Annotated in this window: 10 protein-coding genes; 4 read left to right on the top strand and 6 right to left on the bottom strand. The window is 41.2% G+C overall.

Features of this window, described 5'->3' with window-relative positions:
* Window positions 1-17: 17 nt before the first annotated feature.
* From C2869_RS05790 to C2869_RS05775, 4 genes are all read left to right on the top strand, one after another.
* Window positions 18-3,116 (top strand): TonB-dependent receptor, encoded by a 3,099-nt coding sequence (locus tag C2869_RS05790; protein WP_159084056.1) that lies wholly within the window; start codon window positions 18-20, stop codon window positions 3,114-3,116.
* 261 nt (window positions 3,117-3,377) lie between these two features.
* Window positions 3,378-4,481, top strand: a complete 1,104-nt coding sequence (locus C2869_RS05785; RefSeq protein ID WP_108602052.1) for an SGNH/GDSL hydrolase family protein — start codon at window positions 3,378-3,380, stop codon at window positions 4,479-4,481.
* 92 nt (window positions 4,482-4,573) lie between these two features.
* Entirely contained in the window at window positions 4,574-5,137 is a 564-nt protein-coding gene (locus C2869_RS05780) for a hypothetical protein (protein ID WP_108602051.1), read from the top strand.
* A gap of 32 nt (window positions 5,138-5,169) precedes the next feature.
* On the top strand, window positions 5,170-5,331 hold the full coding sequence (locus tag C2869_RS05775) for a hypothetical protein (RefSeq protein WP_329604292.1): 162 nt from the start codon (window positions 5,170-5,172) through the stop codon (window positions 5,329-5,331).
* A gap of 102 nt (window positions 5,332-5,433) precedes the next feature.
* On the opposite strand, the gene C2869_RS05770 is transcribed toward C2869_RS05775, so the two are convergent.
* The 6 genes from C2869_RS05770 to C2869_RS05745 all read right to left on the bottom strand — a co-directional run bounded on the left by C2869_RS05770 (window position 5,434) and on the right by C2869_RS05745 (window position 12,323).
* Window positions 5,434-6,684 carry a glycoside hydrolase family 27 protein gene (locus C2869_RS05770; protein WP_108602050.1) on the bottom strand — a complete coding sequence of 417 codons (1,251 nt, stop codon included), beginning with the start codon at window positions 6,682-6,684 and terminating at the stop codon, window positions 5,434-5,436.
* Window positions 6,685-7,226: 542 nt separating this feature from the next.
* Window positions 7,227-7,547, bottom strand: coding sequence for a c-type cytochrome (locus tag C2869_RS05765; protein ID WP_108602049.1), 321 nt, complete (start codon window positions 7,545-7,547; stop codon window positions 7,227-7,229).
* A gap of 232 nt (window positions 7,548-7,779) precedes the next feature.
* Window positions 7,780-8,904: a molecular chaperone DnaJ gene (gene dnaJ, locus C2869_RS05760; protein WP_108602048.1), complete on the bottom strand. Its 1,125-nt coding sequence runs from the start codon at window positions 8,902-8,904 to the stop codon at window positions 7,780-7,782.
* A gap of 177 nt (window positions 8,905-9,081) precedes the next feature.
* On the bottom strand, window positions 9,082-11,007 hold the full coding sequence (gene dnaK, locus C2869_RS05755) for a molecular chaperone DnaK (protein WP_108602047.1): 1,926 nt from the start codon (window positions 11,005-11,007) through the stop codon (window positions 9,082-9,084).
* A gap of 189 nt (window positions 11,008-11,196) precedes the next feature.
* Window positions 11,197-11,457: a DUF3565 domain-containing protein gene (locus C2869_RS05750; protein WP_329604291.1), complete on the bottom strand. Its 261-nt coding sequence runs from the start codon at window positions 11,455-11,457 to the stop codon at window positions 11,197-11,199.
* A gap of 83 nt (window positions 11,458-11,540) precedes the next feature.
* On the bottom strand, window positions 11,541-12,323 hold the full coding sequence (locus tag C2869_RS05745; protein WP_108602046.1) for a TatD family hydrolase: 783 nt from the start codon (window positions 12,321-12,323) through the stop codon (window positions 11,541-11,543).
* Window positions 12,324-12,349: the final 26 nt, after the last annotated feature.

Genomic DNA, 12,349 nt, shown 5'->3' with positions numbered 1-12,349 from the left:
TGAAAATAGGAATGAATATGTCTTCCAATACAAACAAATTTAAATTTAATATTTTAACCGCTAGTGTTCTTGCTAGCTTATCTGTGGGCTCATTGCCAGCGTTTGCTGAAGAAGAAAAAATAGAAACAATAGAAGTCACAGGTATTCGTGGTTCTTTAATTGAATCCATGAATAAAAAGCGTTTTTCTGGCAACGTGTCTGATTCAATTACCGCAGTTGATATCGGTAAATTACCGGATGCGACTATCGCTGATTCTTTACAACGTATTACCGGTATCCAAATCACTCGTGAAGGCGGTGAAGGTACTAAAGTTAATATTCGTGGTAATGAGAATGTAACGACTACATTAAACGGCGAGCAAATGATCACCGCGGGTGCTATCACCAAGCTAGAAGCCGATTTTGCCGATATTCCTTCGACTATGGTTTCGGGTATTGACGTATTAAAGTCAACGCAGGCTAAACATCTTGTTAGCGGCCTGGCAGGTACGATTGATTTACAAACCACTCGCCCGCTTAGCTTAGATGAAGGTTGGACAGCGCTCGGTAAAGTCGAAGCGACTCGTGGCTCTTTGGGTGGCGAAGTTGACCCGTCGGTTTCTGCTTTTGTGGGTTATAACCTAGATACGCGCCTTGGCTTTACGTTAAATATCGCCAAATCAGAAAGCTACTTAGCTGACTACACTAACGGCTCACAAGGTGGTGAACCAGGTCGTTACGGCGGTTGGTCTTTTATGGCAACCGAAGCTAACAACTTTGTGCAAGACGATATTGATGTAAGTGGTGACGGCGATACCAACGATGTATTTTATTCATTCCAAGGTCATCAAGCTGCTAACCGCTTTATTGAGCGTGACCGCACTGGTATCAACTCATCATTGCAATATCAAATTACTGATGAGCTACAACTCACCGCAGAAATGTTCTACACCAAGTTAGATGAATATGCGATGGCCAATGCCATTACTGCAAGCCAAGCTTGGTCAAGTGAAACAGGCTGGTTTACTCCACTAGAGGCTACGGGTTATCACAATGTCACCCATGTAGACGGTGAGCCTGTGTTAAACGAAGGTGAGTTTTACACTTTACAGTCAGCTTTGTATCAAGCACGTGTTGTTAAAGCTCAATCTTTTACTCGCGCAGACGAAAAAGAAGCCTTTAACTCAAACTTACAGCTTGATTACGTTGGCGACTCTTTGTCATTAACCTTACGTTGGGTTCATGGTGAAGCGGCTGCAGATGAGACCAACAGTGTTGTCGATTCATTCGTAACAGATGGTTCATCAATCGGTGATACATACCATGGTCCGGGTAAAACCTTCATTAGCCACGTTAACCCTTGGGGTTATCAAGGAACTGAAGCTTACCTACCAGACGGCACAGTAGTAGAGGGGGCTTACACACAAATTCCAGTAGGCATTGCTTATTCAGGTGGCAAACAACACTGGGCATTTCCAGATATGATGTTGGACGATGGCACTACTGAAGCATTTGGTAGCAACTTAAATCGTTACAGTGCTAAATCAAGTAACTTGTACGGTATTTATACCAATGCCGATCTTGATGTTATTCGACTAGACGGTAAATACGAATTAGATTTAAGTATCCCTGTTTTAGATAGTTTTACCTCAATTGAATTTGGTGCTCGTTCAGCAGAACGCACCGTTAGCAAACAAGGCTGGTACGGCGGTGTTGCCCGCACTAACCAATATGGTGATGCATTCTTAGCCCGTTGGAAAGATACTGCAACAGACGCGCCTGAAACCGTTGAGTCTTACATTGCGCCAATTTCATTTACCGAATTAAATGAAAAAGGCATGATCAAAGCCATTGATGATTTCCATGGTACAACCGGTTTAGGAACTTTATATTTCGTTGACCCAGAAGTCATGAAAGATCCTATCGCTTGGCACAATGAAATATATGGCACTCATGTTTTAACACCAGATGCGGCCAACGTTTATGAAGTAATAGAAACCGTGACTTCGGCTTACGCGCAATTAAACATAGAAACCGACATAGCAGGTATGCTGTTAATTGGTAATTTTGGTTTACGCTATGTTGAGACTGAGTTTGACGTTACACAGAGTGAAGCCCTACAAGGAACTGTGGCTAACTTTAATGGTCAAGACTTCTTGCTTGGCCCTGGTATGCAAAAACCAGTGGGTAATACCTTAAGAACGGTTAATAAATATAACAATGCGTTGCCTGCACTTAACTTAGCCTTAAACCTAAATCCAGATATGGTGTTGCGTTTCTCATATACCGAAACAATCTCAACCCACGACACGGATAACATTGGTGGCGGCTTAAACGTTAACCGTACTAAAACCTGTGAGCAAACCACCGACACTGGCGAGACTGTGTTCTGTGCTACCAGCGGTACTCTATTTGGTAACCCTTACCTAGAGCCACAACAAAATGACAATATGGAGCTATCGTTTGAGTGGTATTTCAGCGAGTCAGGTATGTTTAATGTTGGCGCATTTAGAAACAAAGGTAATGTTAAAGAAGTCGATGTAACCTTAATGCTTGATAACATTCCAGATAGTGACGGTGTTGTGCGTGGTTTTGATATAGAAACTGGCACCTATACTGGCGTTGTACCTATTCAAGCGAAAGTTAATGTACCAGCTAAAGGCGACTGGTCAGATACGGGTATTGAAATGGGTTATCAACAAGGTTTTGACTTTTTACCTGGCATTTGGAGTGGTTTCGGCATAACCGCCAACTACACTTATTCGCCTGGCGAAAGTGATTTAACTGACTACTATGGTCAAAAATTACCAAGTGTCGGCCAGTCTAAAACTCAAAGTAACATCGCTATTTGGTATGAAAAAGATGGCTTACAAGCCCGTATTGCTCAAAATAAGCGTAGCAAAATGTTCCAAACATTGAAAAACGATGGTGCTTATAAGTTTGCTTACTTTACTGCCCCTACTACATATATAGATGCGTCTGTTAGTTATGAGGTATCTGACTTAGTTACCTTATCTTTGCAAGGTACTAACTTAACCGAAGAGCATCAAGAAAACTACCATCAGTGGGAATCTAATATCGATGGTCAGGTATACGCAGAGCGCCGTTTAACTTTGGGCGTTCAAGTTAAAATGTAATTTACAGTAATTAAAACTCCTTGTGTTGTCCTGTAAAGCCTTAATTCAAACGAGTTAAGGCTTTTTTTATTTTTACTCAAACTTAAATCCATCAAACTCTAATCAGTCAAAGCTGCTAAATCTTAACCATTAGATATTTGTTTGACTTCGACTTTATATTTGTTCAATCTGCCCCTGCTTAACACAACACTATTACCTAATTCATAAAATAAAATTGTCACAAAACCACTTAGGACTTGTAGACGACAGAGAAAAATAACAATGACACTAAGCGCTAAATTAAAACTCGCTAACAAAATCGTATTTGGCTTATGTATGCTTGCGGTAAGCGTTTTCAGCTGCGCGGCACAATTTTTTGAAGCCGATAACAACCACTTTCAATACACAGGGCGCATCGATTTTACCCAAGCCAAGCAACCGCTAATTAGTTTTGCTGGTACCTCGATTAAAGCGAAATTTACTGGCAATAAACTAAACATCAGATTAGATGACCAACGAGGTGAAAACTTCTTTAATGTCATTATTAATGGTAACGATCAATTCCCATACGTTATTCAAGCTAAACAAGGTTTACACACCTACCCTGTAGCCCATCATCTTAAAGACGGGATCCACACTGTAGAGATTTATAAGCGTACTGAAGGCCATGAAGGTTATAGTCGCTTTTTAGGGTTAGAGCTAAGTGACAACGCAAAACTGTTGCCTGCGCCTGCTCGTCCTAATCGCAGAATTGCCTTTTTTGGTGATTCGATTACTAGCGGCATGGGCAACGAAGCAGCGGATAACGCTGGCGATAAACAACTGTCGGAAAAGAACAATTACCTATCTTATGCATCCATCACCGCCAGAAATTTAAACGCCGAACACCATACTATCTCGCTAAGTGGTATTGGCATAATGGCCAGTTGGTTTGATTTCACTATGCCTGAGTATTACGACCAGGTAAATGGCGCGGGTAATAATGATTCAAAATGGGATTTTAAACAGTGGACACCGGATATAGTCGTGATTAACCTATTTCAAAATGACAGTTGGTTGGTACACGATCCCAAGCGCATTTCCCCTATTCCTAATGATGAAAATATTATTCAAGCCTATATCAAATTTGTGAATACTATTCGCAGTAAATACCCCAATAAACCCGTTATTTGCGCGCTAGGTAGTATGGATATCACTAAGTCGAATTCTAAATGGCCAGGATTAGTTAAAACAGCGGTTAAAAGAATAAAACAGCAAGATAACACTGCAGATATTAATACGCTCTTTTTCGAATTTACGGGTTACAAAGCTCACCCAAGAGTGCATCAGCACCAACGCAATGCCGATAAACTAACGAAATTTATTAAGCAGAAATTAGCGTGGTAACTTTGCTTGATTTATAAATAAGGAAGTTATTATGCTAACTTTAATTACATTTGGTTTTACTCGCAACAAGCGGTTATAGCTTAGCTCTGGGGATGGAGCATTTTGATCGAGAGACTCTTACCGACCATAAAATTAAGTCCCTTTTTATAAAAGTCTCTAGGTACGAGAAAGGCAAAGAACCACCAGAATATTTTCCTTGTGTTACTTACATTTATGGTTTTGATAAACGAGGTAATATTGTAGAAAGTGGTATTGGCAGAACAGGTTCAACACCCGTATATGTTTACGATGAACAAAATCAGCTTGTTACCTCTGGTTGGAAAAATAAGCAGACGGGCGAATTAGACTTGCGCCCGTTAGATTTTTTCAAAGAGCCTGAATACAGCCAATATTTACCAAGAATGCAAGCTAGATTTGATAAGCAACTATCGACAAAAGTCAGCTATAAAACGCCACATACCGCACCCATAGTCGATATTTGTGCAAGCCTTGATGCTAACTACCGACTAAAATGGTTAGAAGATAAAAATAACCTTCCAGTCCATTTTAAAGCGACTAAGCAATCAGATCGTAATGCTTTACCAGAGCGCTATAGAGGCCATTCGCCACAGCATTTGTATATTTCCTATGAATACACATTTTTTGACCCACAATAAACCGCATATTTATTAAGAATTAAATTAACAACATGGAATTTTTATTTTTAGGCACCTCGTCTGGCACCCCTACTAAAAGACGCAATGTCAGTGCTATTGCCCTAATCGAAAGCCAAGGTAAAAATTGGTATTTAGTCGATTGTGGCGAAGCAACCCAACATCAATTGCTGCACACGAAATTAAACAAGTTGTAATACACAACAATAGTTCTTTTTTATTTCTGGATAGAAATTTTTGCCAAAGAAAAGGTTAAGTCACAAAACAATAAACTATTGTTTTGTGACTTAAAATCAAGCTTATTTAACCTTATTGAATCTATATATTTGAACGTCTCGCGGGGCAATTTGAACTGTTAATGCACTTCTAGTATCCCTGCTATTTTCACCATTCCATAAATCTACAATAGTGTAGTGATTTTCAGCAAATTTGGAGCGCCAATGATGGAGGCTATCCTCTAGATCGAGTAAATCAAATTTTAGCGTATGTTCTACGCCTTGCTGACTTCTGTTTAAAAAAGCGAGTGCAAAGTCACCTCCAGTTAACAATTTTAGCCATATTTCTAGCTTCTCATCTTGGTAATAGCGAAAGCCTTGAATAGCTAACGGATCTTGGTTAATCGCAATGATTTCGCGATTGAGCAATATATCCAAGATAGGCTGGTCTAGTTGACGAACATCAGTACCAATAATTAATGGCGCTGCTAACATAGCCCACATTGCAAAATGAGCGCGATTTTCACCCAACGTAGGTAAGTTTCCAACCTCCATCATATCAGGATCATTCCAAGCATTTTTGCCAGCATAAGAGCGCAGTGCATCTTGCTGATCCAAAATAGGTAATATACCTTTTGATGCCCAAGTACCGTGGCCGACTTCACAATCCCAGCAATTTATAATGTCTCCAGTTGTTCGCCACATGTGCCCGACGTTTTTTGCCCATAGCCATGGTTTACTGTCCCCCCACTCACAGATAGAAAGTAATATTGGCCGACCTGAATCCATCAATGCGCGACTCATGGTTGTGTAAGCTTCAATTGGGTTACGCTGCGCGGCGCCTTCTCCTGTATTACACCAATCATACTTTAAATAATCTACGCCCCAACGAGCATATTGCAATGCGTCTTGATATTCGTAACCCTGACTACCTGGACGTCCAGCACACGTTTTCAAACCTGCATCTGAATATATGCCAAACTTAAGCCCTCTAGCATGAACATAATCTGCTAAGTCTTTCATTCCTGATGGAAAACGCTTTTCATCAGGCTGAATGAAGCCATTAACATCTCGCTCCCCGTGCCAGCAATCATCCATATTAACGTATTGATAACCAGCATCCCTTAAACCTGATTCAACCATTGCATCAGCTGTTTCTTTAATAAGTTTTTCATCAATATCACATGCAAAGTGATTCCAGCTGTTCCACCCCATAGGTGGTGAATTGGCCAATTCAGGTGCTTTACTCGCTTGCACCTGAGTCATAGAGAAAACTACGATCAATATTCCAAGACAAATAACATTGATGTTAAATAGACCCTTATTAATTTTCATATCCTTTCCTTTACGTAAAAACAAACAATGTAACCGGTTACAATGCAAAAGTAAAATACTCAGGGCAACAAACTAACTTGATACCAGCAAAAAAACACGGCAAAACCAACGTTGTTAATTAGTAGAATTCAAAATAGCCGCAGCAAACAACGTTTACTACAAAGCATCAGCCACATTAGTTGCTCGCGCAAGAAAAACACTCCGCGTTTATACGCTATATAGAGCTGATAACACCCTCACAAATCTCTATGATTTTAAAGCACAATTTGGGTATGAATGGCTATTGCGACATAACATTGGTTTTAAAAATAATATAAAGCCCAAACAAAAAACAATTGAAACTAATAAAGGGAATAACCTACTTAACAAAGCTGAAATAGAAACCGTAGATCGCCCTTGAAAGATCGGTTCAACTGTCAATTAGGCTCTTTAAAATGATTTAGGCTGAGGGGGACTTTGTCAAAAACGTCAGCTTTAGCTGACGTTTTTAGAAATGTACGATTAAAATGGCTGTTAATCGCACTATACATTTATAACTAGCTTTATTTTAAAGATGCAAAATAAGCCGCTAAATTGGCAATATCAGCATCTGACAGAGGTGCTGCCATGCCAGCCATGATGGCCGCTTGACCACCTGTGCGCTCACCTTTTTTATAAGCATTCATGGCTGAAACTAAATAAGCTTCGTTTTGACCTGCTAGATTTGGGTAAGTTGGGATTTGCGCTTTGCCGTCGGCACCGTGACAAGCCGCACACATAACGGCTTTAGCTTTACCAGCAGCAGCGTCAGCCGCCATAGCTTGACCAGATAATGCGCCCATTAATAAAGTTGTTGCAACACCCAAGGTTTTAAGTGTTTTCATAATTATTCTCCGTGGATAAGTAAAAATGCTGCGTACCCAATCACTTGGGCATTTTGAGTAAATTTATCATGTAATTTACCCACCCGCATTTGATAAAGATCATTTTGTACCAGAATTAGGGTTAATTACACCTAGGTTAAGATAAAATTCAGGCAAAATAAAACCCGCAGTGCGAAACACTGCGGGCTCTAGCATCTAATAACGAGTCAAATTGTTCTCGACTAACAATGGTCTAGCTAGTTAAGTCATCGAAAAAGCGCTTAACCCCATCAAAAAAACCTTGCTCTTTCGGTTTATGTTTATGGGTGGTCGAAGCTTCCAATTGACGTAGAAAGTCTTTTTGTTCTTCGCTTAAGTTAACCGGCGTTTCAATAACTGTTTTACAAATTAAATCCCCGACAGCGCCACCGCGCACTGACTTAACCCCTTTACCACGCATGCGGAACATACGGCCGGTTTGCGTTTCCGCTGGGATTTTCAACTTAACTTTACCTTCTAAAGTCGGAACTTCAATCTCGCCACCTAATGCGGCTGTTGTAAAGCCAATTGGCACTTCACAATATAAGTTATTGTCGTCGCGCTCAAAGATTGAGTGTTCGCGCACAGAAACTTGTACATATAAGTCACCAGCTGGTGCACCATGTTGTCCTGCTTCGCCTTCACCGGCTAAGCGAATTCGGTCACCTGTATCGACGCCAGCAGGTACTTTAACAGACAAGGTTTTGCTCTTTTGCACGCGACCTTGACCCGAACATACGTTACACGGATCTTTGATAATTTTGCCTTTACCATGACAGGTTGGACAAGTTTGCTGTACCGCAAAGAAGCCTTGGCGCATTTGTACTTGACCTTGGCCATGACAGGTTGGACACGTTTGCGCTTGTGTGCCTTTTTTCGCACCGCTGCCATCACATGGATCACAAGCGACCCAAGTCGGCACTTTAATTTCAACTGATTTACCTTTAACCGCTTCTTCTAATGTGAGCTCTAGGTTGTAACGTAAGTCGGCACCGCGTTGCGCTCGCGACTGACGACGGCCACCACCGCCGCCACCAAAAATGTCACCAAACACATCACCAAAAATATCTCCAAAGTCTTGTGCGCCGCCACCGCCGCCAAAGCCACCTTGCTGTGGATCAATACCCGCATGACCATATTGATCATATCTGGCGCGCATATTGTCGTCAGTTAAGACTTCGTAAGCTTGTTGGATCTCAGAAAATTTTTCTTTGGCACTTTCATCCGGGTTACGGTCTGGATGATATTTCATAGCTAGGCGCTTGTAGGCCTTTTTAATTTCACGCTCGCTTGCGCCTTTCTGGACGCCTAAGACTTCGTATAAATCCCGTTTTGACATAATCTTTTACTTCACTCAACCATTGGCATATTGCCTAAAAAACCAGTAAACCTTTAGCCTTATTTTTACAATAAAATAAACGCAAGGCTAAAGGCTTAAACGTATGGGTATTCACCTTTAGCAACAACAAAAACGGGCGCATAATACGCCCGTCCTTAGTCGTTTTAAAAGTCTGACTTATTTTTTGTCGTCATTAACTTCTTCAAACTCAGCATCGACTACATCATCAGCAGGAGACGCTTGTTGTGCACCGGCGTCAGTCGCTTCTGGACCGCCTTGAGCTTGTGCTTTCGCTTGAGCGATTTCCATTAATTTAGCCGATGCTGTGATCAACTCTTGAGATTTTGCTTCAATCTCTGCTTTGTCGTCACCTTTGATCGCTGTTTCTAACGCAGATACCGCTGTTTCAATCGCTTCTTTATCGTTAGTCGCTAACTCATCACCAGCTTCTTCGATTTGCTTCTTAGTTGCATGAACAAGGCCATCGGCTTGGTTACGCGCTTGAACTAATTCTTCAAACTTAGCGTCTGCGTCAGAGTTAGCTTCGGCGTCGCGAACCATTGCTTCGACTTCTTCATCACTTAAACCAGAAGACGCTTTAATGGTGATCTTCTGCTCTGTACCCGTATCTTTATCTTTGGCAGATACGTGTAAAATACCATCCGCATCAATATCGAACGTCACTTCAATTTGTGGGGTACCACGCATTGCTGGGCGAATACCTTCAAGGTTGAACTGACCTAACGATTTGTTCAAGCTCGCTTGTTTACGCTCACCTTGTACAACGTGTACTGTTACCGCTGATTGATTATCTTCAGCTGTTGAGAAAGTTTGTGACTTCTTAGTCGGAATAGTCGAGTTTTTCTCAATTACAGGTGTCATTACGCCACCCATGGTTTCGATACCTAGTGATAATGGTGTAACGTCTAGTAATAATACGTCCGTTACGTCACCTGCTAATACACCACCTTGAATCGCTGCACCTGCGGCTACGGCTTCATCAGGGTTAACGTCTTTACGAGGCTCTTTACCAAAGAAGTCAGTCACGGTTTTTTGCACTAATGGCATACGTGTTTGACCACCAACTAAGATAACGTCGTTGATGTCGCTAACTGATAAATCTGCATCTGCTAAAGCTTGCTTAAGTGGCGCAAGAGATTGTTGGACTAAATCTTCAACTAAAGACTCTAACTTAGCACGGGTTACTTTAATGTTTAAGTGCTTAGGACCTGTTGCATCAGCTGTGATGTAAGGTAAGTTAACTTCAGTTTGTTGTGAAGATGATAGTTCACACTTAGCTTTTTCAGCAGCTTCTTTCAAACGTTGCATTGCTAATGGATCATTTTTAAGATCAAAGCCTTGCTCGTTTTTAAATTCAGTCACTAAGTAGTTGATTAAGCGGTTATCAAAGTCTTCACCACCTAAGTGAGTGTCACCATTAGTCGCTAATACTTCAAATGTGTGCTCGCCTTCAACTTCATCAATTTCAATAATTGAAATATCGAATGTACCACCACCTAAGTCGTATACTGCAACAATGTTGTCACCTTGCTTTTTATCCATGCCGTAAGCAAGGGCAGCAGCAGTTGGCTCATTGATAATACGCTTAACTTCTAAACCTGCGATACGACCCGCGTCTTTAGTAGCTTGACGTTGTGAATCGTTAAAGTAAGCCGGAACTGTAATAACAGCCGCTGTCACTTCTTCACCTAAGTAATCTTCTGCTGTTTTCTTCATTTTCTTAAGAACTTCAGCAGAAATTTGCGGTGGTGCCATTTTTTCGCCTTTGGCTTCTACCCATGCATCGCCATTGTCAGCTTTAACAATTTTGAATGGCATGATGTCTACATCGCGTTGAACTTCTTTATCTTCAAAACGACGGCCAATAAGACGCTTAATAGCAAATAACGTATTTTGTGGGTTAGTGATCGCCTGACGCTTCGCTGGCTGACCAACTAATGTTTCACCTTCAGCTGTGTAAGCGATAATCGAAGGAGTAGTACGATCGCCTTCGGCGTTTTCAATAACTTTTGCTTTGTCGCCGTCTAAAACAGCAACACATGAATTGGTTGTACCTAAATCGATACCGATGATTTTACCCATGCTGGAAAACCCTCAACTAATAAATAACTCTGGATTAATTTCTTGGTTTATAAGTAGGGTCGAGGAATAGACTTTCAAGCTTTGTGGGTGATTTTTTTTCGAAATAATTGAATTTTTTTCATTTTGGCTAAGCAAATTTCTAGCCAAGCATATTTTAATGGCAATATCTTGGTAAAACTGAGGATAATTTCAGAAATCTTTAGGGGCTTTACGCTCGCACTTAACACAGTTAAGTTCAAAACCCAGTTTGCTGTTTCGTCCTTCTGGGGTTGTTACCCAAGGTCGATTAATAAAAGGCGGTTGGTGGCGAACATGTTGGTTATGATGACAGGATAATTTTGCAACCCAATGACCTTGTTCATCCTTGTAATAACCAATAATGGGTTGCAGCATATAGTCTTCTCGCTCGGTTTCTAGGACGGCATTGTCTGCGCTTTTCGCCCCAATCATTTAGTAGAGCATAAACTCATGGGGACTCTAAGCTTGACGGCTTTGCCTAAAAGCCGATCGCTTTGACTATGATTAAAATATGCTTAGACTTTTTTACTCAAGGCAAACAAATCGTAATAATTTTGGGTCGTCACTTGAGCCAACTCTTCTAAGCTCACACCTTTTAAGTCCGCGACAAATTGCGCGACATTTTTTACATAAGCCGGCTGGTTTTGTTTTCCACGATAAGGAATAGGCGCTAACCAAGGTGAATCGGTTTCAACTAGCAAACGCTCGAGTGGAATTTGCCGTACCGTGTCTTGTAACTCTTTAGCGTTTTTAAAGGTAACAATGCCTGAAATAGAAATGTAAAAGCCCAATTCCATGGCTTGCTGGGCCATTTCCAACGATTCAGTAAAGCAGTGCAATACCCCGCCGACTTTCTCTGCGCCTTCTTCGCGCAGAATATCAATGGTGAGTTGCCGTGCATCGCGCGTATGTATGATTAATGGTTTATTTAATTCAACTGCAGCGCGCACATGTTTACGGAAAGATTCGGTTTGGATCGCTTTACTGTCAGGCGAATAATAAAAGTCTAACCCTGTTTCACCTATGGCAACGACACTGGGATCAGCGGCTAACGCAATTAAATCGTCATAAGTATAGGCGGCGTCTTCTTGGTGTAATGGGTGCACCCCACAAGAGATCGAAACATTGTTGTAGCCCGCGACCGCGTCACGCATTTTATTAAAGTCTTGCAGCGATACGCAAACACACAAAAAATGCTCAACACCTTGCTGTTCAGCATTAGCTAATACGGTATCTAACCCGTTTTCAAACTCGTCTAACTTTAGTCTGTCTAAATGACAGTGAGAATCAACTAACAAAAAATCTTACCTTTCATTTGAATAAC

The organism is Saccharobesus litoralis, assembly GCF_003063625.1.
Taxonomy (GTDB): domain Bacteria; phylum Pseudomonadota; class Gammaproteobacteria; order Enterobacterales; family Alteromonadaceae; genus Saccharobesus; species Saccharobesus litoralis.
This window is presented reverse-complemented; position numbering and strand designations above follow the sequence as displayed.

Coding starts and splice junctions, on each gene's coding strand:
- C2869_RS05765 (WP_108602049.1), bottom strand. CDS start 7,547: ATGAAAACACTTAAAACCTTGGGTGTTGCAACAACTTTATTAATGGGC.
- dnaJ (WP_108602048.1), bottom strand. CDS start 8,904: ATGTCAAAACGGGATTTATACGAAGTCTTAGGCGTCCAGAAAGGCGCA.
- dnaK (WP_108602047.1), bottom strand. CDS start 11,007: ATGGGTAAAATCATCGGTATCGATTTAGGTACAACCAATTCATGTGTT.
- C2869_RS05790 (WP_159084056.1), top strand. CDS start 18: ATGTCTTCCAATACAAACAAATTTAAATTTAATATTTTAACCGCTAGT.
- C2869_RS05770 (WP_108602050.1), bottom strand. CDS start 6,684: ATGAAAATTAATAAGGGTCTATTTAACATCAATGTTATTTGTCTTGGA.
- C2869_RS05775 (WP_329604292.1), top strand. CDS start 5,170: ATGGAATTTTTATTTTTAGGCACCTCGTCTGGCACCCCTACTAAAAGA.
- C2869_RS05785 (WP_108602052.1), top strand. CDS start 3,378: ATGACACTAAGCGCTAAATTAAAACTCGCTAACAAAATCGTATTTGGC.
- C2869_RS05780 (WP_108602051.1), top strand. CDS start 4,574: ATGGAGCATTTTGATCGAGAGACTCTTACCGACCATAAAATTAAGTCC.
- C2869_RS05750 (WP_329604291.1), bottom strand. CDS start 11,457: ATGATTGGGGCGAAAAGCGCAGACAATGCCGTCCTAGAAACCGAGCGA.